Annotated in this window: 25 protein-coding genes; 12 read left to right on the top strand and 13 right to left on the bottom strand. The window is 68.3% G+C overall.

All coding sequences use genetic code 11. The features are described 5' to 3' along the window. Positions 1-14: 14 nt before the first annotated feature. The 3 genes from AT699_RS25465 to AT699_RS25475 form a co-directional block, all read right to left on the bottom strand. The gene (locus AT699_RS25465) at positions 15-1,010 is read right to left on the bottom strand and encodes a FecR family protein (RefSeq protein WP_024070274.1); all 996 of its coding nucleotides are present in this window, start codon (positions 1,008-1,010) and stop codon (positions 15-17) included. A gap of 52 nt (positions 1,011-1,062) precedes the next feature. Further along, positions 1,063-1,566: an RNA polymerase sigma factor gene (locus AT699_RS25470; protein WP_024070275.1), complete on the bottom strand. Its 504-nt coding sequence runs from the start codon at positions 1,564-1,566 to the stop codon at positions 1,063-1,065. A gap of 96 nt (positions 1,567-1,662) precedes the next feature. Continuing rightward, entirely contained in the window at positions 1,663-1,905 is a 243-nt protein-coding gene (locus AT699_RS25475; protein WP_024070276.1) for a hypothetical protein, read from the bottom strand. Positions 1,906-2,208: 303 nt separating this feature from the next. Between AT699_RS25475 and AT699_RS25480 the strand changes: the two genes are divergently transcribed. Then, positions 2,209-4,287: an EAL domain-containing protein gene (locus AT699_RS25480; protein WP_197602768.1), complete on the top strand. Its 2,079-nt coding sequence runs from the start codon at positions 2,209-2,211 to the stop codon at positions 4,285-4,287. On the opposite strand, the gene AT699_RS25485 is transcribed toward AT699_RS25480, so the two are convergent. Next, positions 4,280-5,173: a prohibitin family protein gene (locus AT699_RS25485; protein WP_006387393.1), complete on the bottom strand. Its 894-nt coding sequence runs from the start codon at positions 5,171-5,173 to the stop codon at positions 4,280-4,282. The genes AT699_RS25480 and AT699_RS25485 overlap by 8 nt on opposite strands. A 270-nt stretch (positions 5,174-5,443) precedes the next feature. On the opposite strand from AT699_RS25485, the gene AT699_RS25490 reads away from it, so the two are divergent. Next, positions 5,444-5,935: an anti-virulence regulator CigR family protein gene (locus AT699_RS25490; RefSeq protein ID WP_024070278.1), complete on the top strand. Its 492-nt coding sequence runs from the start codon at positions 5,444-5,446 to the stop codon at positions 5,933-5,935. Between the two features lie 22 nt (positions 5,936-5,957). On the opposite strand, the gene AT699_RS25495 is transcribed toward AT699_RS25490, so the two are convergent. Then, entirely contained in the window at positions 5,958-6,587 is a 630-nt protein-coding gene (locus AT699_RS25495; RefSeq protein ID WP_006387391.1) for a DMP19 family protein, read from the bottom strand. A 210-nt stretch (positions 6,588-6,797) separates the two neighbouring features. On the opposite strand from AT699_RS25495, the gene AT699_RS25500 reads away from it, so the two are divergent. After that, positions 6,798-7,862 (top strand): M4 family metallopeptidase, encoded by a 1,065-nt coding sequence (locus AT699_RS25500; protein WP_024070279.1) that lies wholly within the window; start codon positions 6,798-6,800, stop codon positions 7,860-7,862. Continuing rightward, positions 7,859-8,194 carry a protealysin inhibitor emfourin gene (locus AT699_RS25505; protein ID WP_020926534.1) on the top strand — a complete coding sequence of 112 codons (336 nt, stop codon included), beginning with the start codon at positions 7,859-7,861 and terminating at the stop codon, positions 8,192-8,194. The genes AT699_RS25500 and AT699_RS25505 overlap by 4 nt, the downstream gene beginning before the upstream one ends. A 34-nt stretch (positions 8,195-8,228) precedes the next feature. On the opposite strand, the gene AT699_RS25510 is transcribed toward AT699_RS25505, so the two are convergent. After that, a complete protein-coding gene (locus AT699_RS25510; RefSeq protein WP_053501071.1) occupies positions 8,229-9,461 on the bottom strand; it encodes an MFS transporter in 1,233 nt (410 codons plus the stop codon). Positions 9,462-9,547: 86 nt separating this feature from the next. Between AT699_RS25510 and AT699_RS25515 the strand changes: the two genes are divergently transcribed. Next, on the top strand, positions 9,548-10,333 hold the full coding sequence (locus tag AT699_RS25515; RefSeq protein ID WP_024070281.1) for an AraC family transcriptional regulator: 786 nt from the start codon (positions 9,548-9,550) through the stop codon (positions 10,331-10,333). A gap of 48 nt (positions 10,334-10,381) precedes the next feature. Here AT699_RS25515 and tam read toward each other — a convergent pair whose 3' ends face one another. Further along, on the bottom strand, positions 10,382-11,149 hold the full coding sequence (gene tam / locus AT699_RS25520; RefSeq protein ID WP_024070282.1) for a trans-aconitate 2-methyltransferase: 768 nt from the start codon (positions 11,147-11,149) through the stop codon (positions 10,382-10,384). 150 nt (positions 11,150-11,299) lie between these two features. Here tam and AT699_RS25525 point away from each other — a divergent pair, with 150 nt between their 5' ends. Next, positions 11,300-12,013 (top strand): serine aminopeptidase domain-containing protein, encoded by a 714-nt coding sequence (locus AT699_RS25525; protein WP_006387385.1) that lies wholly within the window; start codon positions 11,300-11,302, stop codon positions 12,011-12,013. A gap of 121 nt (positions 12,014-12,134) precedes the next feature. Here the strand turns inward: AT699_RS25525 and AT699_RS25530 are convergent, their stop codons facing one another. After that, a complete protein-coding gene (locus AT699_RS25530; protein ID WP_006387384.1) occupies positions 12,135-13,133 on the bottom strand; it encodes a TerC family protein in 999 nt (332 codons plus the stop codon). Positions 13,134-13,239: 106 nt separating this feature from the next. On the opposite strand from AT699_RS25530, the gene AT699_RS25535 reads away from it, so the two are divergent. From AT699_RS25535 to AT699_RS25545, 3 genes are all read left to right on the top strand, one after another. Further along, on the top strand, positions 13,240-14,133 hold the full coding sequence (locus tag AT699_RS25535; protein ID WP_006387383.1) for a LysR family transcriptional regulator: 894 nt from the start codon (positions 13,240-13,242) through the stop codon (positions 14,131-14,133). 86 nt (positions 14,134-14,219) lie between these two features. Next, positions 14,220-14,621 (top strand): hypothetical protein, encoded by a 402-nt coding sequence (locus tag AT699_RS25540; RefSeq protein ID WP_024070283.1) that lies wholly within the window; start codon positions 14,220-14,222, stop codon positions 14,619-14,621. Positions 14,622-14,673: 52 nt separating this feature from the next. Next, the gene (locus AT699_RS25545; RefSeq protein WP_024070284.1) at positions 14,674-15,276 is read left to right on the top strand and encodes a hypothetical protein; all 603 of its coding nucleotides are present in this window, start codon (positions 14,674-14,676) and stop codon (positions 15,274-15,276) included. Between the two features lie 102 nt (positions 15,277-15,378). On the opposite strand, the gene AT699_RS25550 is transcribed toward AT699_RS25545, so the two are convergent. Next, positions 15,379-15,780 (bottom strand): hypothetical protein, encoded by a 402-nt coding sequence (locus tag AT699_RS25550; RefSeq protein WP_006387380.1) that lies wholly within the window; start codon positions 15,778-15,780, stop codon positions 15,379-15,381. 116 nt (positions 15,781-15,896) lie between these two features. Between AT699_RS25550 and AT699_RS25555 the strand changes: the two genes are divergently transcribed. Continuing rightward, positions 15,897-17,267 (top strand): hypothetical protein, encoded by a 1,371-nt coding sequence (locus AT699_RS25555; RefSeq protein WP_024070286.1) that lies wholly within the window; start codon positions 15,897-15,899, stop codon positions 17,265-17,267. Here AT699_RS25555 and AT699_RS25560 read toward each other — a convergent pair. The 3 genes from AT699_RS25560 to AT699_RS25570 all read right to left on the bottom strand — a co-directional run bounded on the left by AT699_RS25560 (position 17,245) and on the right by AT699_RS25570 (position 21,363). Beyond that, on the bottom strand, positions 17,245-19,617 hold the full coding sequence (locus AT699_RS25560; protein ID WP_024070287.1) for a TonB-dependent siderophore receptor: 2,373 nt from the start codon (positions 19,615-19,617) through the stop codon (positions 17,245-17,247). The genes AT699_RS25555 and AT699_RS25560 overlap by 23 nt on opposite strands. A gap of 215 nt (positions 19,618-19,832) precedes the next feature. Continuing rightward, positions 19,833-20,771 carry a FecR family protein gene (locus AT699_RS25565; protein WP_024070288.1) on the bottom strand — a complete coding sequence of 313 codons (939 nt, stop codon included), beginning with the start codon at positions 20,769-20,771 and terminating at the stop codon, positions 19,833-19,835. Between the two features lie 40 nt (positions 20,772-20,811). Continuing rightward, positions 20,812-21,363, bottom strand: a complete 552-nt coding sequence (locus AT699_RS25570) for a sigma-70 family RNA polymerase sigma factor (RefSeq protein WP_232254267.1) — start codon at positions 21,361-21,363, stop codon at positions 20,812-20,814. Positions 21,364-21,475: 112 nt separating this feature from the next. On the opposite strand from AT699_RS25570, the gene AT699_RS25575 reads away from it, so the two are divergent. Both AT699_RS25575 and AT699_RS25580 read left to right on the top strand, forming a co-directional pair. Continuing rightward, the gene (locus AT699_RS25575; RefSeq protein ID WP_024070289.1) at positions 21,476-22,051 is read left to right on the top strand and encodes a YdcF family protein; all 576 of its coding nucleotides are present in this window, start codon (positions 21,476-21,478) and stop codon (positions 22,049-22,051) included. Between the two features lie 31 nt (positions 22,052-22,082). Beyond that, entirely contained in the window at positions 22,083-23,126 is a 1,044-nt protein-coding gene (locus AT699_RS25580; RefSeq protein ID WP_058207478.1) for a histone deacetylase family protein, read from the top strand. Here the strand turns inward: AT699_RS25580 and AT699_RS25585 are convergent. Next, positions 23,114-24,013, bottom strand: coding sequence for a LysR family transcriptional regulator (locus AT699_RS25585; RefSeq protein ID WP_006387373.1), 900 nt, complete (start codon positions 24,011-24,013; stop codon positions 23,114-23,116). The genes AT699_RS25580 and AT699_RS25585 overlap by 13 nt on opposite strands. Positions 24,014-24,047 lie beyond the last annotated feature (34 nt).

Genomic DNA, 24,047 nt, shown 5'->3' on the forward strand with positions numbered 1-24,047 from the left:
TTATTTTGTAACGCCTAGCGCGCGTTCACGTCGATGACGCCGGATGCCGAAGGCGTCAGCTTCACCGGCGCCACCGCCGGTAGCGCCTCAAGCAACGCTTCGGGCCGGTCCAGGCTGAACGAGGCCGATACCCGCAGGCGTCCCGCCTTGCTGTCGGCCAGCCGCAGCGGCGTGGCCAGGTAGCGATTCATCTCGCTCACCACTTCGGCCAGCGGCGCATTCCTGAACACCACCCTGCCCGTCTGCCAGGCCAGCGCCGTCTCGACGTCGGCGGGCGCCGGAACACCGATGGCGCCGCTGCCCGGCACGCGGATGCCGTGGCCATCGCGCAATACCGCCAGCCCCAGGTTCCACCAATGGCCGCCGGTCACTTCCACCGTGCCGGAGCGCACCAGCACGGTGACCACGTCCTCGTCGCGCCGCACGTCGAACACCGTGCCGGTCACGCGCACGTCGCCGCTGCCAGCGCGCACGATGAAGGGCCGTTCCGCTTCCGGACTGACGCTGAAGAGGATTTCACCGCCTTGCAGTTCGACCTCGCGGCGGCCGGCATAGAACTTGACCTCGGCCAGCGTGCTGCCGTTGATCTCGAGCACCGAGCCGTCGGGCAGGGTCACCTGCTTGCGTTCCCCGCGGTCGGCGCCCACCACGATGGTGTAGGTCGGCGCCTCGCCCGGCAGGCTCCACCAGGCGACCAGCGCCACCAGCGCCAGCACCGCGCAGGCTAAGGCGATGCGCAGCGGCGCGGCGATGCGCCGGCGGCCCGGGCGAGGCGGCACCGCGCCGCCCAGCAGGTCGCGCACGCGGTCGGGCGGCAACTGCGCGGCGGCCTGTCCCAACTGCTGCATGCGGTCGAACTCGCGCGCCGCGTCCGGCTGCTCGCGCCGCCAGCGCGCGAATGCGCGCCGCTCGCGCCGCGTCATGTCGCCCGAATGCCAGCGCGCGAACCACCAGGCGGCGCTGGCGGGCTGGCGCGGGTCATCGGCATCGCGGGAAAAGGACTCGGTCATCGTCGGTGGCCGTCCACGCCGGAACGCGGACATGAAGTAAACAGGAACGGCGTCATGGATTGTGTTCGCGCAGGCGTTCCTGCACGTGTTGGATCGCTCGCATGACGTAGCGTTCAATCATATTCTTGGACAGCCCCATGCAGGTGGCCACCTCGGCCTGGGTCCAGCCTTCGATGCGGTTCAGGACGAAGGCCTGGCGGCACTTGGGTGGCAGTTCGGCCAGCACCCGCGCCAGGTCGTCGGCCAGCCGCGCGGCCCGAACCGGTGACTCGGGATCGGCGTGCACCGGCTGGTCGCGCTCGTCCAGTTCATCCAACGGCACGTGCTGCTCGCGATGCTGGCGGCGCCAGCGGTCGATCAGGCGGTGTCCGGCCACCTGGAACAGATAGCCGCGCGCCTTGGCCGCCACGCTGGCGTCGGCGTTGAGCAGGTGCTCGATCGCGTCGTGCGCGGCGTCCTCGGCGTCGTGCCGGTTGCCCGAGCGGCGGCTCCAGGCGCCGATCAGCTCGTCATAGCAGGCGAGCCATCCGGGACGGGACGAAGCGGGGCGGGACATGGATCGATCCGGTGGCGTAGTGTGGCAACGCTGCGGATTTTACAAATAATTCTCATTCCCGCAAGAACACCTGGCGCTGCCGCCGAGCCATTGCCACTAGTAGTCCATCGGCACGTGGCTCTGCGCCGCGCGCAATTCCTGGATGTGGCGCTCGGCCTCCTGCCTTTCGGCGGCGGGTGGCAAGGCCCGCCAGCTCACCATATTGCCCGGCGTCTTGACCGGCATCCAGCCCAGGACGCTGTACAGCGTGATCGCGGTGCCGCCCGTGTCCAACCGCGTTTCGTAATAGCCCTGCCGTTCCGGCGTCTTGTCGCCGGGCACCCACTCCAACTGCGACATCGTGTCTCCCTCTGGGTCTAGCCTGTCATGAAGCCGCGGCGTCCGCCCAACCAGGGCTTGCGTCCGATCGTAGCGCGCCGCCGTCCTCCTGATATGCGCACGATGCGCCGGCTTTTCATTTCTTGACAGAGGGAAATCCCTAGGATTTTTTCCCCGCGCGATTGCTAAGCCGGGAACTCAGGCGCTAGGATGCGGCAAAGGATTCTTACAAACCCGGGACGGCCGCAGCGCCAGCCCCCGGGGCGGGCCCTCCTTCGGCAGCGGGCTTTTTTGGGCGATACCGGTATGTCGACATCAAGGTTCATGCGCTATCCGAAAGACCGGTTGGCGGCCCTGGCCAGCGCCAGCGCGCTACGCGCCATCCGCGAGGGCCTGCTCTGGACGATGCCCTGCCTGCTGGTGTCCGCGCTGTTCCTGGTGCTGTCGGTGGTGGCCGGGCAGGCCGGCCTGCCCGCGGGCGTGGTCGAAGGCCTGGCCGCCGTGCACGCCAGGCTGAACACGATCATGCCGTTGCTGGTGGGCACCTCGGTCGGCTACATGCTGTCGATCCGCCATCGCGTGCCCAACCTGCCGGCGGCGTTCCTGTGCCTGTCGTACGTGGTGATCGCCGAGGCACTGCTGGCGCCCCATCCCCACGCCGCCGCCACCCTGATCCTGAGCCTCGCCATCCTGCTGCCGCTGGGCTGCGTGCCGCTGCTGGCGTGGCTGCACCGGCGCCACTGGACCCGCCTGGCGCCCGACGGCCTGATCGGCGAAAACGTGCGCGGCACCCTCAACATGGTGATACCGGGCGTGCTGACCGCCGCCGCCGTGGCGCTGGCGATCAGCGCCTTGCTGCGGATTCCCGGCGTCGCGCGGTTCGACATTCCGGTGGACCTGGCCTCGCTCGAAAGCCCCTTCACCATCGGGCCGGCGACCGCCGCGCTCAACTCGATCTTCTGGTTCTTCGGCATCCATGGCTACCATGCGATGTCGCCCGTCATCGACGTACTGGACCAGGCCACGGCGTTGAATGCCGCCAGCGCCGCGGCCGGCTACCAGGGCATGTACGCCTTGAACGGTAGCCTGCTCGGCGCCTTCACCTTCATCGGCGGCGCCGGCGCGACACTGTCGCTGGTGGCCGCCATCCTGCTGTTCTCGCGCAGCGAATCGCTGCGGCTGCTGGCGTTGGCGAGCATTCCCGTATCGCTGTTGAACGTCAACGAAATCCTGCTGTTCGGCTTGCCGCTGATCCTCAACCCGCGCCTGCTGCTGCCGTTCATCCTGGCGCCGGTGTGCAACGTCCTGATCGCGTTGACGGCGGTGCAGCTCGATTGGATGCCGCCAGCCACCGTCACGCTGCCGCTCACTTCGCCGGTGCTGCTCAACGCCTATCTCAGCGCCGGCGGGCACCTGGGCGGCGTGATCCTGCAGGTGGTGCTGATCGCGCTGGGCACCTGCATCTACGCGCCCTTCGTGGTGGCGCTGGAACGCCAGCGCAAGGCCGACGCCACCGTCTACTTCAAGTCGCTGGACACCACATTCCCGCGCCTGCAGGAGGAATCGCTGCTGTTCGCGCACGACCCGGTGGTCTCCACCTATGCCAACCGCGCGCGCCGCAGCGCCGAGATTTCCCGTATCCGCACCATCAGCGAATACGACTTCTACCTCGAATACCAGCCGCAGGTGTCATTGCGTGATGGCCGCTGCACCGGTTGCGAGGCGTTGCTGCGCGCCACCGGCCCGGAAGGCATGCAGCAGGCGCCGCTCGAATTCCTGCGCTGGCTGGCGCAGGCGGACTTGATGCGCGAGGTGGATCTGTGGGTGGCCAAGCAGGCGGTGCTGCAATGCCACGCCTGGCGCAAGGCGGATTTCGCCCTGCCGCTGACCGTCAACGTCACGAGCGGCACGCTGACGTCGGAATCGTATCTGGACAAGCTCGTCAAAGTGCTGGAACAGGCCCGCGGGCAGGTGTCGGTGGAACTCACCGAGGACGCGCTGGTCGAGGACGCGCAGGCCCTGCACAAGGCGTTCGACCGGCTGCACGGCATCGGCTGCAGAATCTATATCGACGATTTCGGCACCGGCTATTCGGCGCTGAGCTACCTGCACCAGTTCGAAATCGACGCGGTCAAGATCGACCGCAGCTTCGTGCTGGCGCAGGGCAGCGAACGCGGCGCCCAAGTGATGAGCGGCCTGCTGCGCTTCTGCGAAGCGCTGGACCTGCAGATCATCGTCGAGGGCGTCGAAACGCCGGAACAGATCTCGGCGCTCGAATCGAGCGCCGAGATCATCGTGCAAGGCTGGTTCTACAGCAAGGCGCTGTCCGGCGACGACATGATGGAATTCGCGCGGCGGCGCCCTCCAGCCGCCGCGTCCCGCGGCAGCGCCGCCGTCACTTGATGCCAATGAACGGCAGCGCCGCGCCCGGCACCTGGGTCGTCGGCAGCACGCCGTCCCACTTCTCGACCGCATTCAGGCTGACCAGATTGGTGTTGGCGGCCAGGGCCTCGGCCTTGGCGCGGATCGATGCGGCCTCGGCTTCGCCGCGCATGCGGATGCCGTCGGCCTCGGCGGTGAACTGCTGGCGGCGCGCGTCGGCCTCGGCCTTGGCCTTGACCACCTGGATCTCGGCGTTGATCATCGCCGTTTCCTTCTGCTGGCGCGTGGTCTCGATCTGCACCTGGGCCAGCATGCGCTGCTCGATCGAATGTTCGTAGGCCTGCGAGAAGCCGACTTCCTCGATCTGCACGCCCACCACCTGGACCGGCGCGCCTTCCATGGTCTTGAGCACGGCGTTGTTCACGTCCAGGCCCAGCTTCTGGCGTTCCTGGATGGCGCGCACGGCGGTGTACTGTCCGAACACGTTCTTGACCGCGTCCGGCGTCTTGCGTTCGAGCACGCGCATCTGCAGGTTGCTGATGGTGCCGTATTCGGAATACAGCTCGGCCACGTGCTCGGGCGGCACGCGGTAGGTCACCGACACGCGCAGCGTGGCCGGTTGCTGGTCATAGCTGTAGGCTTCCAGCTTCTCGAACACGAAAGTGTGGTCGCGCACCGACACCGTCATCACGTTGTCGATGAAGGGCGTCTTGAAGTCCAGGCCGGGCTCGGACACGCGCACCAGCTTGCCGTTGCGCAGCACCACGCCGCGTTCGCCCTGGTCCACCTGGAACCAGGAACCGAACGCGAGGCACAGGATGAGCACGAACAACACGCCCGTGCCGATAGCCAGCTTCAGGCTGCGCGGCTTGACGGACTTGACGATCTGGAGGTCGGTCGGCTTCACTTGGAGTCCCTTTCTGATTTATTGCGTTTGCGGTCCGAGAGCACGGCGGCGATGCCGCGCGCGAGCAAATAGGCGACCACGGCCGCCCCCACCAAGATCAGGAAATATCGCACCTGGCATTCCCCCCGGAATAGAAGCGAGCGATTCTAGCCCGAGTCAGCGGCGTGAAAGGTTACGGTTGTTGCAATAAGAAAAACCACTTGCCAATGGAGATGGCGCGCGTTCCAGCGCTGCGGTACGCTGCTTGGACCTCAACTTCGGGTCCCCATCATGCGCCGCTCGATCGCCATCTTCGTGACCGCCTTGGCCTGTACCACCCTCCTGGCCCCCGCCTGGTCGGCGCCGCCGGAAAACCGCGGCAAACCCGATCACGCCGGCAATGGCAACGGCAATGGCAACAACAAGGGCAATGGCAACAGCGGCGGCAAGAACAAGGGCAACGGCAAGGGCAACGGCAAGGATTCGGACACCAACGTCAGCGTCACCCTGAGCACCGCCGGCATCAGCATCTCGACCGCGCGCGGCTATGCGGTGCAGGCCGGCGCCACCGGCTATGGCTCCCTGCCGCCCGGCATCCGCAAGAACCTGGCGCGCGGCAAGCCGCTGCCTCCGGGAATCGCCAAGAAGATGGTGCCCGGGCCGATGCTGGCCCGGCTGCCGGTGCATCCCGGCTATGAATGGCGCGTTGCCGGCAATGACCTCATCCTGATCGCCATCGCCACCGGCATCGTCGCCGACGTGCTGGCGAACGTGTTCGACTGAAGCGCGCCGGCTGGACGCCAGGCTAGTCGTAGTAGGCCAGGCCCAGCCGCGCCAGGTCGTCCGGATAGTCGAAATAGGCTTCGTCCAGCTCATGCAGGCGCGCCTGCTCGGCCTCGGTCATGGCGCCATAGATGTCGTTCAGCTGGATCACCTCGGGCGCGGCCTCGAAACGATCTACCAGGCCGCGCATGTCCGCCAGGATGGCGCGCGTGCGCGCCGCGCCGATCTTGCCAAGCGCCAGCAGCGCCAGTTGGCAGGTCGGGTCGCCCCAGTTGCACAGGAACTGCATGAAACCGCCGTTGTTGATGTCGGCTTCCATGCGCCACAGCGCAACCAGTTCCTGCTCGCGCTGCGGCAGGCTGTCCAGCTTCCACTCCACCGCCCGCAGCGCCGCCAGCGCACTCTCGTAATGCGCGTCCCACAACAGGTCGCGCACGTTCAGCATGCCCGCGGCCGAAGGCGCCAGCAGCGCGGGCCACACCACGCCGTGGTCGTCGTCCACCAGTTGCCATTGCGCGCGCTCGGCCGCGCTGGCCTTCTCCAGCCGGATATGCCGCCGGATCGGCTCGCGCAACGTGCGGCCGTCGGCCAGCGTCAGCAGGATGTGGGTCTCGGTCAGCGCGAGATGGCGGATGCGGTGGTCGGCGGACATGCGATGTCTCGAAGCGTAAGCGAAAGGGATGGGGCGCGCTGAAAGATAGCGGATCGCGCCGCGGGCGTCGAGCCGCGGCGCGCTCGTTTATCGTTCCTAGCATCAGGCCGCACACTGTTACGCCCGCGCCAGGCCTATCTGCTACCGTAAAGCCTGCCCCGGGCCCGGCCCGCGCGCCGCGTCCGCCATGTCCTCACAGGGAGATCGACAATGCCGCGCCCCTCCGCGTCCACGCCCCTGATCGGCGTGATCCCGCCTTATGTCCTGGACCGCCTGGCGCAGCACGCCGATGCGCGCGTAAGCATGCCGGCCGTCAAGACGCTCATCATCGACCAGCAGCAGCGCGGGCTGCGTGAAATGGCCGTGCCACCGCCCCGCGCCCAGGTCGCGGCGCCGCGCCAGCCATCGGCCGCCGGCACACCGCGACGCGCGGTGCACGACGCGGCCAACACCACCACCCTGCCCGGCAAGCTGGTGCGCGCCGAAGGCGCGAAGGCCAGCGGCGACCCGGCGGTGGACGAAGCCTATGAGCACCTGGGCGCCACCTACAAGCTGTTCCACGACGTCTACCAGCGCGACTCGATCGATGGCGCCGGCCTGCCGCTGGTGGGCACCGTGCACTACGGCGAGGACTACGACAACGCGTTCTGGAACGGCACGCAGATGGTGTTCGGCGACGGCGACGGCGAGGTGTTCAACCGCTTCACCGTGGCGGTCGACATCATCGGCCACGAACTCACCCATGGCGTCATCGACAGCGAAGCGGCGCTGGCCTACCAGGGCCAGTCCGGCGCGCTCAACGAATCGCTGTGCGACGTGTTCGGCGCGCTGGTCAAGCAATACGCCCTGGGCCAGGACGCCAGCGACGCCGACTGGCTGGTGGGCCAGGGCCTGTTCCTGCCGAAAGTGCGGGCCCGCGCGCTGCGCTCGATGGCCGAGCCGGGCAGCGCCTATGACGATCCGGTGCTGGGCAAGGACCCGCAGCCGGCGCACATGAGCGGCTACGTCGATACGCCGCAGGACAATGGCGGCGTGCATATCAATTCGGGCATTCCGAACCGCGCCTTCTACCTGGCCGCGACCGCGCTGAAGGGACCGGCCTGGGAAGTGGCCGGCCGCATCTGGTACGACACCCTGCGCGACAAGCGGTTGCGCCACGACGCCGACTTCGCCACGTTCGCGCGCCTGACGCTGGACGTGGCGCGGGGCGCGCACGGCGACGCCGCGCACAAGGCCGTGGCCGGCGCCTGGGCGGCGGTGGGCATACAGCCATGATCGACCTGCCCCCGCTCGAATTCGCGCTGCGTGTCAGCCTGACACGCGAAGGCGGCCTGGCCTACCTGCCCGGCCTGGCTCGCACGCGCAGCATCGACCTGACCGACTGCCCCCCCGGGCTGCGCCAGGAGGTCGGCGAAGCCTTGCGCCGCACCGCCCCGCTGGCCACGCCGGACTGCCCCGCGCAGGGCGGCGACCAGCGCTACTTCCATGTGGAACTGGTGTTCCGCGACCCGGCCAGCGGCGATACCGCCAGCCTCACGTTCGACGTGCCCGAGGCGCAGGCGCCCGACGTCCTGGTGCGCCTGTGGCGCACCCAGGCCGGCGGCTAAAACGACGCGCCTGCGCGCCCGGCATGCGCCGGTCTCACTCCGCCGCGCGTTGCGGCGCCTTGGCCGGGTGGGGCCGGAACTGGCCGATCTGGATCGCGCGGCCCGCCAGCAGGCCGCAGCCCGCCATCGCCAGGCACAATGCGGCGCACAGCCCGAGCGCCGCCGACCAGCCACCCAGCCGGTCGTGCATGGCGCCGACCAGCGCGGGTCCGCTGGCGGCGAACAGGTAGCCCACGCACTGTGCCATACCCGACAGCGCCGCCGCCTGCTGGGCATGACTGGCGCGCAGGCCCACGAACATCAAGCCCAGAATGATGCCACCGCCCGTGCCCAATCCGAGCAACACGATCCAGAGCGTGGCCCAGCCCGGCGCCGCGATCAAACCGACGAACGCCGCCAGCGAGGACGCCGCCGAGCAGAACGCGGCGGCGCGCTGGTCCTTCATGCGTCGCACCACCGGCGCCAGGAACAGCGCCGGCCCGGCCGACATCAACTGCAGCAGGCCGTGCAGCGAGCCGGCGCGCTCGGCCGTATAACCCGCGTCGCGCAGGATCGCCGGCAGCCAGCTCACGCCGACGTAGAACACGAACGAATTGATGCCCAGGTACAGCGTCACCTGCCAGGCCAGCGCCGAATGCCACAGCCGGCCGCCGTGCGGCGCGTGCGCGGTGGACGAAGCCGGCGGCGTATGGTTGGCCAGCTGCGGCAGCCACAGCAGCACGCCGGCCACGGGGATCACCAGCAGGCACAGCGCCGAGAAGCGCCAGCTGCCTCCCGCCAGGCTGGCCAGCGGCACAGCCAGGGCCGAGGCGGCGCCGGCCGCGATGCTCATGGTCAGGACATACGCCGAGGTCAGCCCCGCCACGCGCTGCGGAAAGTCGCGCTTGAGCAGGCTGGGCAGCAGCACGTTGCCGATGGCGATGCCCGAGCCGATCACTGCCGTGCCCGTATACAGCGCCCAGGCCTGGCCCTGGCTGCGCAGCACGATACCGCCGCCGATCAGCAGCAGCGCCGCGAACAGGGTGCGCTCCAGCCCGTAGCGGCGCGCCATGCCCGCCGACACCAGCGAGACGACGGCGAAGGCCAGCAGCGGCAGCGTGATCAGCATGCCGGCCGCGGTATTGGACAGGCCGAGCTGCTCGCGGATCAGGCCGACCAGTGGCGGCATGCCCGTGACCGGCGCGCGCAGCGCCATGGCAATGAAGAGGATGCCCACGATCAACAGGACGGGGCGTTGGGAAGCGGGGGAGGAAGCGGAAGGAGTCATGGCGCCAGCTTAGAGAAAGCCGGCTCTGCTGAATTTCGAGATAATGACAAAATATCCTCAAATCCAGCCAAGCCCGCGCCGCGCCAATGTATCCGCCGCAAGCCCACAGCCCCTACTTCGATCCCGACACCCCCGCGCAATGGACGTACGCCATGCGTGTGGACGCCGCCCGCAACGAGCACGAATCGCCCACCCATCGCCATCGGATGGGGCAGCTGGTGCTGTCGCTGCAAGGCGGGGTGACGAGCTTCGTGCCGCAGGGCCTGTGGATGGTGCCGCCGCGCTGCGGCGTCTGGATCCCCGGCGGCGTGCCGCACAGCAACCGCGTCACCGACAACGGCCGGGTCTGCTTCCTGTTCGTGCCGGCGGACACGCCGGGCCTGCCGACGCAATGCTGCACGCTGGCGGTCACGCCGCTGGTGCGCGAAATGGTGGCGCACCTGGCCGACCTGGCGCCGGCCGACACCGCCTTGCCCGCCAACCGCCGGCTGGCCGAGGTGCTGGTCGAGCAGTTGGCGCTGATGCCCACGGAACAGCTGCACCTGCCCCTGTCCGACCACCCGCGCCTGCGCGAGATCGCCGCGGCGCTGCGCACCGATCCGGCCGACCGCAGCACGGTGGCCGAATGGGGCCGCCGCATGGCCATGAGCGAACGCACGCTGGCGCGCCTGGTGCAGCAGGAGGTCGGCATGAGCTTTGGCCGCTGGCGCCAGCAGATGCATATCGTGATGGCGCTGCAGCGGCTGTCGTCCGGCGTATCGGTGCAACGCACCGCCGAAGACCTGGGCTACGAATCGGTCAGCGCCTTCATCACCATGTTCCGCAAGACGCTGGGGCAGACGCCGGCGCGCTATTTCGCCGACAAGGCGTAGGCTCCGTTTGCACGGGAACCCGCGGCACGCGCCTGGCGGCGCACCGCGTCAGTCCCGGGGGCCCGCCACCAGGAACAGGCGCGGGAAAGGCAGCAGCACGGTGCCATCGGCCAGCGCCGGATAGGCGCGCGCGATCTCGTCGTGGTAACGCGCCAGGAAGGCCGCCTGCTCATCGGCATCCAGCTTGTTCAGATAGGGCCGCAGCGCCGTGCCCTTGAACCATTCCACCACCGCCTGCGCATCCGCCAGCGGATGCATGTAGGTCGTGCGCCAGACGTCCAGTCGACCGCAATGCGGCTTGAGCAGCTCGTAGTACCAGGCGGCGCTGTGGCGCGGCGGATGCTTGACGCCGCCGATCTTGCCGGCCCAGGGGCCGTCGGCGGCGACCTGGCGCGCCAGCTTGTGGGCCGGCTCTTCCAGGTTGTCCGGCGTCTGCACCGCCAGGCTGCCGCCCGGCGCCAGCTTGCCCACCAGGCGCGGATAGAGGGTCGCGTGATCGGGCACCCACTGCAACGCGGCGTTGGCCAGGATCACGTCGTACCGGCGCGGCGGATTCCAGGTTTCGATGTCGGCCAGTTCGAACGCGATCGACGGCAGGCGCTTGCGCGCCGCCTGCACCATGTCGTCGGAACTGTCCATGCCGGTCACGTCGGCCTGCGGGTAGCGGGCGGCCAGCACCTCGGTGGAGTTACCGGGGCCGCAGCCCAGATCCACCGCGTGGCCGACCTGTTCGTTCGGCAGGGCGGCAACCAGGTCGCGCACCGGGCGGGTGCGTTCGTTTTCAAAGGCGGAATACTGTTTGGCGGACCAGGTCATGGCGGCTCCTTGCGTGGGTCTGGATACGTTCCGCACTCTACGCCGCGTCATTCCATATGACAAATATATATATGGCTATACATTCATATTTACTGGATATGTCGACACCCTGTCAGAATGCGACTATTCCCCCCATCCGGAACCTGATGAATGCCCCCGCAACTGGTCCTGTTGCCCGGCATGGACGGCACCGGCGATCTGTTTGATCCGCTGCTGTCCGCGCTGCCCCCCGCGCCGCCGCCCGTGGTGCTGCGCTATCCCGCCCGCGAGCCGCTCGGTTACCCCACGCTCGAACAGCGCGTGCGCCAGGCCCTGCCCGCGCAGGCGCCCTTCGTGCTGCTGGCCGAATCCTTCTCGGGACCGCTGGGCGCCGCCATTGCCGCCGCGCCGCCGCCAAACCTGCGAGGCCTGATCCTGTGCGCCTCGTTCGTGCGCGCGCCGCATCCCCGGCTGGGCCTGGCGCGGCCGCTGGCCAACTGGCTGCCGGTCACACTGCTGCCGCGCGCGGTCCTGCATCACCTGTTGCTGGGCGCCCATGGCACGCCGGCGCTGCGCGCCGCGCTGGACCGGGCCGTCGCGCAGGTGGCGCCCGCCGTCATGCGAGCCCGTCTCCAGGCCGTGATGGCCGCCGACCAACGCGCGGCATGTGCCGGCGTGCGTCTGCCGCTGCTATACCTGCAGGCGCGCCACGACCGCGTGGTGCCGCCCGCCGCCGCCATGCTGGTCAGGCAATTGGCGCCGCAGACCCTCCTGGTCGACATCGACGCGCCGCACTGCCTGTTGCAGGCCGCGCCCGAGGCCGCCGCCGCGGCCATCGCCGGCTTCCTGCGCACGCTCGACCCGGCCCCCGCCGCCGGTGCATGAGAAAGCACCCCCACGCCGCGCCCTCGGCTTCCCGGCCCCCCCCGAGGGGGCTGTTTCATCTTGAGACGGCGCGGCGAAAAAAAAGGCCCGCCATGGGCGGGCCCTCTTGCTCGTGCCGGGCTTACTCCGTCTTCAGCTCAGGCTGCGACGCCCCCGAGCGGGTCTTCCACAGCGAGAACAACACCCCGCCGCCGATCAGGCCGAAGGTCACCGACAGCGACACCACGGCGGGAATCTTGCCGATGAAGCCGACCAGGAAGATCTTCGTGCCGATGAACACCAGTACCAGCGACAGCGCGTACTTCAGGTAGTGGAAGCGGTGGATCATCGCCGCCAGCGCGAAGTACAGCGCGCGCAGGCCCAGGATCGCGAAGATGTTGCTGGTGTACACGATGAACGGGTCGGTGGTGATGGCGAAGATCGCCGGCACCGAGTCCACCGCGAACAACAGGTCCACGAACTCGATCAGCACCAGGGCCAGGAACAGCGGCGTGGCCCAGCGCACCGTCTTGCCCGTGGCCGCATCCGGCTCGCGCACCCAGAAGGCATTGCCGCGCAGCCCATCGGTCACGCGCATGCGGCGCTTGAGGAACTTCAGGATCGGGTTGGTGGCAATGTCCGGCTCCTGGTCGGCGATCATCCACATCTTGATGCCGGTGAACACCAGGAAAGCGCCGAACAGATACATCAACCAGCCGAAGTTGCTGACCAGCGCGGCGCCCAGGCCGATCATGATGGCGCGCAGCACGATCACCCCCAGGATGCCCCAGAACAGCACGCGGTGCTGGAACTGGCGCGGGATGGCGAAGAAGCTGAAGATCAGCGCGATCACGAACACGTTGTCCAGCGACAGCGATTTCTCGATCAGGAAGCCCGTGTAGTAGGCCATGCCGCTGGCCGGGCCCATCTGCCACCAGACCCAGCCGCCGAACAGCAGCGCGGCGGAAATGTAGCCGGCCGACAGCAGCAGGCTTTCGCGCACGCCGATCTCGCGGTCTTCCTTGTGCAGCACGCCCAGGTCGAAGACCAGCAGGGAGATGACGATGCCGATGAACAGCAGCCAGCTCCAGGCCGGCGTGCCGGCGAAGTCGGCTTGTAGAAATGAGAGCAAGGCTTCCATGATGTTCCCGCTTGTATGTGAAGGCCCTCATGATCCGGATACCGGGCAAACGGAGAAATCAGCCTGAAAGTGAGTTATGGTTCGAAAAAACCGAAGTGAAACCATCATGCTCAATTACCGCCACCTGTACTACTTCTGGATGGTCGCCAAGGAAGGCGGCTTCTCGCGCGCCGCCGAGCGGCTCGACATGGCCATCCAGACCATCAGCGCCCAGGTGCGCGAGCTGGAAAAGAACCTGGGGCACCAGTTGCTGCGCCCGGCCGGGCGCGGCGTGGCCTTGACCGATGCCGGCCAGGCCGCCTTCGCCCGCGCCGAAGAGATCTTCCAGATCGGCCAGGAACTGCCCCAGGAGGTCCGCGCCGCCGCCACCAAGCCGGTGATACGGTTGTCGGTGGGCCTGTCGGACGGCATTTCCAAACTGGCCGCCCACGCCTTGCTGGGGCCGGTGCTCGACACCCCGGACCTGCGCCTGACCTGCCACGAGGGCGAGGTCGAGGAACTGCTGGGCGAACTGGCGCGCCACCACCTGGACCTGGTGCTGGCCGGCCAGGGCGCGCCCGCCAACCCCAACCTGCGCCTGACCAGCGACCGCCTGGTGTCCTCGCCGGTGGACTGGTACGGCCCGGCGCGGCTGGTGCGCAAGGCCGATACGCTGGACTTTCCGCGCTGCCTGGAGCGCCTTCCCGTCCTGTTGCCCACCGGTCATTCGGTGTTGCGCCAGACGCTGGACCGCTGGTTCAATGAGCAGGGCGTGCGTCCCAACGTGGTCGGGGAATTCGAGGACAGCGCGCTCATGTCGGTATTCGCGGCGCGCGGGTTGGGCGTCTTTCCGCTCAGCCGCCTGGGCGGCGGCGACGTCGGCCTGCTGCGCGGCCTGCGGCCGCTGGCGCGCTGCGACAGCGTGCACGAGGAAATCCACGGCATCCGCAATCGCCGCGGGCAGCACCACCCCCTGGTGCAACGCATCCTGGCGCATGCCAAGACTTCGGTTTTTTCTTAATTATTGTCACAAAGACGCTGGTTTTTCAGAAGCTGTTTCCGCTCTATCGTGGCGTTTCTTTCCTGAATCACCGGAGTACCACCGCAATGAAGAAAATCATCTGGATCGCTTTCGCCGTGCTGGCGGCGCTATGGACCGGGCTGGTCGCCATCACGCTGCAACTGGCGGACTGGGTGCTGGCGACCATCGCCTCGACCCAGGTGCCGGGCGCCACGGCCATCGGCTCGGCGCAGTGGGAAGCGCCCGCCTGGGCCGCGCCCTGGGTCGACGCCGGCCTGATCCAGTCGCTGCAGTCCGGCCTGGTGTGGCTGGTGGACCTGCTGAACCAGATCCTGCCCGCCGCGGGCAGCCTTGGCACCTGGATCTCGGTGCTGGGCTGGCTGTTCTGGGGCTTCATCATGGCCGCGCTGCTCATCCTGGCGCTGATCCTGCACTGGCTGGCGGGCAAGCGCCCGCAGGGCGACGGCGCCGGCCGCCAAGTGGTGTAATAAGGCGGGCAACGCGGCATCCCGGCGCGCTGCCTCCTTACAGGAGCGTACCGTGCCGTCCCGATTCCTTCGCGCCGCCATCCTGCCCGCCGCCTTCGCGGCGCTGGCGCCCGCCCATGCGGGCACGGCGCCATATGGCATCGACGTCTGCACGTTGAGCGGCACCTCGGGCCAGTACAGCGTGCGGGTGCGCAATACCGGCTCGGCGCCACTGGCGCGCGCCGACATCACCGGCGTGCGGCTGGACGCCGCGGGCCGGGCGCAGGGCGACATCGCGGTGAGCCTGACCGCCATCCCCCCCGGCAGATACGAAACCGCCATTCTGGCTCGCCACGGGGAATCGGCCGCGCTCGTCAGCATTGCCACCTACCGCGTCGTCGATGGCGTCGAAACCCGCCAACAGGAATTGTTCGCCGGCAAGGTCGCTCACGTATCGCCCGGCTCGGCGCTCCAGTACACGCTGGCGCCGCTCGCCCTGCGCGGCTGGACGGTGGCCTACGGTGGCGCCAACGCGCCCCGGCTGGAGCCGGGCAGCGCCGTGCTGCTGGCCTATCCCGCTCGCGGCGGCAAAACGGTCGACAGCCGGCCTGAGGCGGGCCGCAGCCCGACCGAAGTCACGCCGCTCAAGCCTTGCGTGGTGCCGCGCGGCCGATAGCGCCTCGGGCCAAGGCCGCGGCCCGGCGGCCGGGACGCGCCGGCGTCCAGGCGCGCCCCCCGCCCAGGGCCGAACCACACAGCAAGAAGCCTCGCCCCGGCATCAGGTGCCGTTCAGCAGATCGCGCTCGTTCAGCAGCGCATAGACGATCTCGGGTTTGTTGTCGAAGCCGCGGCGGATGGCGGCCGGAATCGACGAGCGCGTCTTGCGGCACAGGCCGGGCTGTTCATCGAGCTGGATGGCGATGCCGCGCGAGGTACGGACCTCGTTGTCGCTGGGAACGATGCGCACCACGATGCCCAGTTGCGCCTGCATGCGGCCCTGCATCGCGCGCAGGTCTTCCAGGCTGGTGATGTTCTCGAGCCGCGCCACCAGGCGCTTTTCCTCTTCCTTGGTGAGCCGCAGGATGCGCACGTCCGCCGCGGGGTCGGCCAACAGCCGATCGCGGTCGCACATACAGGCGCCCGGCGGGCATTCCTGGCGGATGGGGAACGGGAGATTCATGGGACGCGCATCGCAATGCTATCCATCGATTCTACCCAGGAACGGGCCGCTGCCGCGATTGAATCGCCGGCGCGGTCGGGCATAATGCGCCGAGACGAAACCTCGGAGACGGTGCCTTGAAGACGATCCTGCTCGCGGCCTTGCTGATCGGCGTCAGCGCCAACGTGCACGCGCGCGATCATGCATACGCCATCAAATCCGGGTTGCGGGCGGTGGCGACCATCGAGGGCACGACCGAACAGCGCGTCAGCGTGCGCGTCGGCAAGGGCGCGGCGCAAGAGATCGCCCGCCTGGATGACGAAGCGATCGACTATTTCGAAACCCCGGACATCGACCACGACGGCTATCGCGACCTGGCGATCGGCCAGAGCGGCGGTGGCGGCCAGGTCCATGCCCGCCTCTTCCTGTATCGTCCCCAGGAACGCCGTTTCCAGGAAATCCAGCATCCGGCGCCCGAGGCCAGCCCCTGCCACCGGTTCGTCAACCCGGTGTTCGACGCGCAGCGTGCCGCGTTCTCGGTCGGGTGCCGCTACGGCGCCGACAGCATGGGCACCGAGGAATACGTGTTGCGCGCCAACGGAACGGCACGGCCGGAACGCTGGACCACGCAGGCGCTGTTCGACCTGGAAGACAAGCCGTTCGAGTTGAGCTACGGCTTCAACGAAGACGGTACGGTTGCGCACATCCAGATCGATGGCGAAGGCTCGCCGCTGGACGGAGACAGCCGGGTGCCCTTCGACCGGATCGACCTGTACGACGCGCCCGACGTGAAGGCGTTATCGACCCAAACCGCCAAGGCCGGTGATCGTCTCGACGTGGTCGCGCTGCGCCCGCAATGGCTGCAGGTGCGCTACCCGGCGGGCGGGGCGGACGCGCCCCTGAAGTGGGTGCGCTACGCGGACCTGAAAATCGACAAATATGCCTACGCGCCGCAACAGCGCATGCCCATGCGCGGACTGTCGTTGTCGGTGCGCGGCCACCTGGGCACGCAGCTCTACGAAGCCGGCGGCCGCTTCACGCTGCATGTGACGAACCTTGGCCCGGACGCCGCGACACTGGCGTCGCCGCGCATCTGGCTGCTGTTCACGGATGCGCAGGGGCGCCGCACCTTGCAGCCCTTGTACCAACGCCCCGCGGTCACGCTGGGTCCGCCCACGCCGCCCCCGGCGCCAGCGGCCGATCCGTATCCGTCACAAGGCGAAGACCGCGCCGCGCCGCCGCCCGCGGCCGCGCCCCGCCACGTGGCGGACTGGGCCGACGACCCGGTCGTCTGGCGCGCGGGCGAAGACGGCAAGATGCAGTACCAGGTCAACGAAGGCAACGGCCAGTACGTAGCGTTCTTTCCCGACCTGGCGGCGGGCCGCTACCGCCTGGCCGTCGTATTGACCGACCCAGGCCTGGAACAACCGGTCTATTCGAACGAAATCGAAGTCGACTACCCGTTCCGGAAGCAACCACCCGCCGCTACCAGTAGTAATTCACGCTGAGCATCGTCTCGCGTTCCATGCCGCGGAACGTGTAGGTGTAGTAGCGCTTGTCGAAGACGTTGTTGACGTTCAACGCGATGCGATAGCGCGGCGTTTCATAGGCCACCGCGACATCCGCCAGCGTAAAGGCGGGGTTGTAGTTGGTCGAACCGTCCGCCGCCACATTGACCGGCGATTTGCCCCGATAGCGCACCCCGCCCCCCAGGATCAGGCCCTGTACCTGCCGCGGCCGATAATCCAGCCACAGGCTGGCCGTCTGCCTGGCGGTCTGTACCGTCTGGCGGCCCACCTCGGCCGGCCGGTTGCTGCGGGTGGTGCGCGGATCCAGATAGGTGTAGCCCGCCATCAGGCTGAGTTCGCGTGTCAGCGGCAACTTGGCCTCGAGCTCCAGACCCGTCGAACGAACCTCGCCCGTCTGCACATTGAAGCGCGGATGGTCGGGATCCTGCGTGGCCACGTTCGTCTGGCGGATGTCGAACACCGCCGCCGTCAACAACGCGTCGGACCCGGGTGGCTGGTACTTCAGCCCGGCTTCGTACTGCTTGCCTTCGCGCGGCTTGAACGAACTGCCGTCGAACTGCTGCCCGGTGATCGGATCGAACGCCGTGGCATAGCTGACATACGGCGCAAAGCCGCTGTCGAACAGGTACAGCAGGCCCACACTGCCAGTCGTGGCCTCGTCGTTGATCCGTGGTTGCGTCACGCTGCTCTGGGTGGTCCGCACGATGTCACGGCGCAGGCTGACGTTGCCGATCCAGCGATTCCACTTCAGCTGGTTCAGGGTGTAGATGCCGGTCTGCTTCAAATCGGTGCGGCTGTAGTCCAATTCGGGATACGCCACCGGTTGCCCATATACCGGCGCGTAGATGTCCAGGTTCGGCACATCCCAGCCAAACCCTAATCCGTCATGCTCCTTGTAGCGCAGATAATCCACGCCCACCGCGAAGGTATGGGTCAGGCCGCCCCATTGGAAATCGCGCGTGGCGCGGCTGTCCACGGCCAGCGTCTTGCCGTTGGTCCGCTGGGCAAGGCTGCCGCGCGTGACGGTACGCTGGTCGGCCAGCAGATCCATCGCGTAGATGTGGCGGTAGTCGATGTCGATTTCCGAATAGCGCAGGTTCTGGCGCAAGCGCCATCCGTTGTCGGTGTCGTGCTCGAACGCATAGCCAATGGACTTGGTGGTGCGGTCGAAACGATCGAAATCCGGATCACCGGCGGTGCGATTCAAGGGCAGGTCCTTGATCGCGGGATAGGTGAACAGGTTGGGCCACCAGCTCTTGGGCGTGGCCCGTTCTTTCGAGTACGTACCCAAGACCGTCAATCGTGTCTGGTTGCTGATGTTCCACAACACCGACGGCGCCACCGACAGGCGGTCATCGCGCGAGCCGTCGGTGCGCCCGTCGCTCTTGCGGCCTGTCACGTTCAAGCGATACAGCACCTTCTGGTCCTGGTCGAACGCGCCGCCCAGGTCGGCCGTGGCCTGGCGCCGGTCATAGGTGCCGTAGCTCAGGCCCACGCTATTGACCTGGCCGGGCGTGGGCCGCTTGGACACCACGTTGATCACGCCGCCAGGACGTCCCTGGCCGTACAGCACGGACGCCGGCCCTTTCAGCACCTCGATGCTGTCCAAGTCTTCCAGGTTGTCGTTCCACGACGCGTACGTGCCGCTGGACAACTGCTTCAGACCGTCCTTGTAGTAGGCGCTGCCGTCGCTGAAACCCCGGATCACCGCGCCGACCATGCGCGCATCGCTCGATCCCGACACTTCCGTCTGCACCCCCGGGGTGTAGGCCAATGCCCCTTCCAGGCTGCGCGGCGCCTGCATCTTGATCTGCTCCTGCGTCACGATGGACACGGAGCGTGGCGTCTCGATCAACGGTACGTCCAGCTTGCCGCTCGCGGAGTTCAGCGCGACATAGCCGTCGGCCGTGCCTACGGCGACGCCGCGCACCGTCACCGGCTCCAGTTGCGCCGTGCCGCTGGACGGCTGCGCCAACGATACATTGCGGCCGTCGCGGTGGAAGGTGATGCCCGTGCCGGCCAGCAGGCCGCGCAACGCCTCGTCGGGCGTCAACCGCCCCGACAGCGCGGGCGCGTTGCGCCCCCGCACGGTTTCCGGCAGATAAAAAATCACGAGCGATGCCTGTTCGCCCAACTCAATCAACGCATCCCCCAAGGGCTGGGCGGGGATGCTGATCGCCACCGGCGCCGATTGCGCCTGCGCCGCCAATGGCATCGTTGCGCAGGCCAGTGCCAGCGCCACGGCCAGCGCGCCACATTGCGCGCGCCCTTGCTGCCGGGTTTTCTTGCGCGCTTGCACCGCGCGCCGACTCACTTGCTTGTCCACCATGAATAGAACATTCCAGTACAACTACCGGCGCATGTTGCGCCCGACACCCTTGGCCAAAGGTCGCTTCCAGGGTCGAGATCAGCTGGCGAGCACGCACCCCTTCAAGGGATAGACGCCACGATCGGGAAAAAACCGGAATGCGTCTCGATAAAATATTTGAAACAAAAAATTTCAAACACCGAGAGCTTGGTATTGCGGGCCAATCGCCCCGCGCGTCAGCGCGGCGCCAGCACCCGGCCACCGCCCGCCGGATACAGCACGATCACCGGCGCGATCCGCGGCAGCACGTCGAGCACGGCTTCCGGGTCATCGATCGGCAGCGTGCCCGCCACGCGCAAGCGTGCCAACGCGGCATCGTCGATTCGCAGCGGCTCGCGCAGATAGCGGTTCAGTTCGACCACCACCTGCTGCAGCGGCGCGTCGCGAAACACCAGCCGGCCGCGCTGCCATGCCGTGATGGCCGCTACGTTCTCCTGGCGCGGCGCTTCCAGCCCGCCGCCAGGCGCATAGTGCGCGACATATCCTGCCGTGAGCCGGTGCGTATGTCGGCTCCACCACGGCCCCGCGGAAAACTCGACACTGCCCTCTTCCACCGCCAGCGTCACGCCATCGCCTTCGCGGCGGACATTGAAGCGCGTGCCTGTCACCCACAAGCGGGCCTGGCCCGCGGCCACGAAAAACGGCCGCGCGGCGTCCGGACTGACGGTGAACAAGGCCTCGCCCGCCGTCAGCTCGACCTCGCGGCGATCGGAGTAGAGCGCCACTTCGACCCGTGTGCCGGTATTCAATTCCAGCAACGAGCCATCGGGCAGCGTGTGCCTGCCGCGCTCCCCCTGGGCGGTGGACAGCGACGCACTGAATTGCGCCGCCGGCGCCCACAGCCTGGGCCCCGTCACGCCCGCCACCAACGCCAACCCACAGGCGGCGCCCAGTCCCAGCGCCAGGCGCCGGCGCGACGAGGCGCGCGGCGCATCGTCGGTGCGCGCCAGGATGGCCCGCATCTCGTCCTGCGGCAACAGGTCAGCCACCGACCACGTCGCCTGGACGGCACGATACAGACGAGCGTGCTCGGGGTCCGCGGCCAGCCACGCGTCACGTTGCGCCCGCGCGGCGTCGTCCAGCGTGCCCAATCGCTCGCGCGTGAACCAATGCACGGCCTGCGCCTGAAGCGCCTCAGCGGCCCGAGGAGAGCGCTCAGTGCGGGGCATGATCTTGCAACCGTTTCTGTATATGGCCGAGTGCGCGCTTCATGTGTTTTTCAACGGTACTTTGCGTCAGCCCCAGTTTCCCCGCGATTTCGGCCTGCGTATAGCCTTCCAGCTTGTTCCACAGGAATACCTGCTGGCACTTCAAAGGCAGCTCGGCCAGGGCCGCTTTCAAGGCATCGGCCAGCTGCCTCGCGCGCAACGCCGAATCGGGATCTTCGTGCGCGGGATGATCGGCATCCGGCAACTCGTCCAGCGCGATCACCTCACGCCGCAATTGGCGCCGCACTTCTCCGTTGAGCCGGTTCTGGCTGGCGCCGTAGAGGTAGGCCTTGGGATCCAGCACCGCGCCGTCACCGTTGCGCAGCATGTTGGCCACCACGTCATGCGCGGCGTCCTCGGCGTCATGGCGGCTGCCGCTGCGGCGCGTCCACGTCCCGATCAGCTCGCGGTAATGCGCGAGCCAACCCTTTTCGGACGGCGGACGGCGGGACATGGCGACATGGACAGAGAAAGAAAGAAGCCGCGCATTATCAATCATGATTCTCATTACGACAAGCCGTCCGCGGCACAGCCGCGCCGGCGCCTGCCCCACTGGCGCGGCGCCCCAGGCCATTCTGGCTTAAGCTCTTGCCGCAACAGCCATCCCCCCTATGCCAATTCCAAAGACACTATTCCAGCGCAGTCTTGCCGCGCTCGCCTGCCTGGCATTGGCGGCCGCCGGCACGCTCGTGGCCGCCGGCCTTGCCGCCCCAGCCCCCGCCGCCGACGTCGCCGTGGTGCTGGGCAACACGGTCGCGCCCGACGGCAAACCCTCGCCGCGCCTGGCCGCCCGGCTCGACCGCGCCTACGACTGCTACGCCGCCGCGCGCTGCCGCGTGCTGTTCGTCAGCGGCGGCGTCGATCCGGCCGGCCGCGACGAAGCGGCGGTGATGCGCGACTACCTGATCGCGCGCGGCGTGCCGGCCGACCGGGTGGTCGCGGACCGCCTCGGCAACGACTCCTGGGCCACCGCCCGCCACGCCAGCGCCTACATGCGCGAGCACGGCTACGCCAGCGCCACGGCCATCACTCAGTACTTTCACGTGCCGCGCACCATGCTGGCGCTCAGGCGCCATGGCGTGCCGCAGGTCGGCGGCGCCTCGCCGCGCTACGTCGAGGCGCGCGACCTGTATTCGATCCTGCGCGAACTGCCGGCCATCGCCTGGTACGCGCTGCGGCCGCTATAGTTTCCCTTCCTCTCTTTCCACAGACGCTACCGTGCATATCTTCCACAACCCCGTCCACGGCAGACACGATGGCCGCCACGAAATGTTCCGCGGCAGGCTCGTGCCCTGTCACGAGACCCCGGCGCGTCTGGAGTACGTGCTGGACGCCCTGCGCCAGCGCGGCATCGGCACGCTGCAGACGCCGGCCGCGCCCGACCTGGACCTGATCCGGCGCGTGCACAGCCCGCGCTACGTTGACTTCCTGCAAGGCGCGTGGGCCGACTGGATCGCGCTGGATCCGGCCAATGCCGAGCTCGACATCCTGCCGTCGGTATGGCCGGTGCGCGGTTTCCGCCACGACATCTCGCCCACCAACTTCGCCGCGCGCGTCGGCCTGTTCTCGTTCGACAGCGGCAGCCCGCTGACGGCGGGCACCTGGGAAGCCGCCGTCGCGGGCGCGGCCTGCGCCATCGACGCGGCGCGCGCGGTCTCCCGCGGCAACGGCTCCCGCGCCGCCATGGCGCTGACGCGTCCGCCCGGCCATCACGCCGGCGCCGACTTCTTCGGCGGCTATTGCTTCCTGAACAACGCGGCCCTGGCGGCGCAGGCGCTGCGCGAGGCCGGCGCCGAACGCGTGGCGGTGCTGGACATCGACTACCACCACGGCAACGGCACGCAAAGCATCTTCTACGAACGCGGCGACGTGCTGACCGTGTCGGTGCATGGCGATCCGACCACCGAATATCCCTTCTTCCTCGGCTACGCCGACGAATCCGGCTGGGGCGCGGGCGTGGGCGCCAACCTGAACCTGCCGCTGGCGGCGGGCGCCGACTTCGCTGGCTGGAACGAGGCGCTCGAACAGGGCCTGGCCGCCATCGGCCGCTTCAAGCCGGACGCGCTGGTGATCGCGCTGGGCGTGGATACCTACGAAGGCGACCCGATCTCGAAATTCAAGCTGCGCAGCGCCGACTACCTGCAAGTAGGCGCGCGGCTGGCGCGGCTGGGCCTGCCCGCGGTGTTCACCATGGAAGGCGGCTACGCCGTGGCCGAGGTCGGCACCAACGTGGCCAACGTGCTGGAAGGCTACGCCGGCTGAGCGCCGGCCGCCATCCGCCGCCACACGGCCTCGACCGCGGCGCGCGCGTCGCTGCGGTCCTTGAACGCCAGGATCGATACCTCGATGTCCCAGGCGCGGTTGGCCAGCGGCGCGAGGTCGGCGGCCCCCAGGCGCCGCAGCGCGCTGTCCGCCAGCCAGGCCACGCCCAGGCCCTGCGCGGCCATATCGCCCAGCACGTCCGACATCTCGGCTTCGAACAGGCGCACCCCGTGCAGGGGCTCCGGCCCGCTCTCGATCGCCGCATCGATCAGGCGCGCGAAATAGACGCTGGGGGAATACATCAACAACGGCACCGGCCTGTCCATGGCGCCCGGCAGGTCCAGTCCGTCGCGCTCGACCAGGCCGCGCGCCGCGTACGGCCGGATCAGCTCGCGCCCCAGCGTCAGGCAGTCGTAGCGCGACAGGTCCAGCGGCAGCGGCTGCGCCACCTGGTGGAAACAGATCAGCAGGTCGGCCGCGCCCGAGGTGAAGGCCGATACCGTGTCGTGCACGTTGCCGGTCTGCAGGCTGCAGCTGAGTTGCTGCCCCGCGCTCCAGTCGCGCCACCAACCCGGCAGGTGGGTCGTGGCCAAGGCATAGGAGGTCGCCAAGCGCAGCTGGTTGCGCGCGGGCACCGCGGCGATGCCCGCGCGCGCCTCGACCAGCTGGTTGACCAGTTCGATCGCCGCGACGCGGAAGCGCTCGCCCGCCTCGGTCAGCTGGGTCGGAAACGCCGAACGGTCGATCAGCCGCGCGCCCGCCCAGTTCTCCAGGCTCTGGATGCGGCGGCTGAACGCCGCCTGCGACAGATTGCGGGCCTCGGCCGCGCGCGTGAAATTGCGCAGCTCCGACAAGGTGATGAAGTCCTGCAGCCACCGGGTATCCATACCACTCCTTGCGCGATTCGCATGGGCCATGCGC

It is taken from the genome of Achromobacter xylosoxidans (genome assembly GCF_001457475.1).
Taxonomy (GTDB): domain Bacteria; phylum Pseudomonadota; class Gammaproteobacteria; order Burkholderiales; family Burkholderiaceae_B; genus Achromobacter; species Achromobacter xylosoxidans.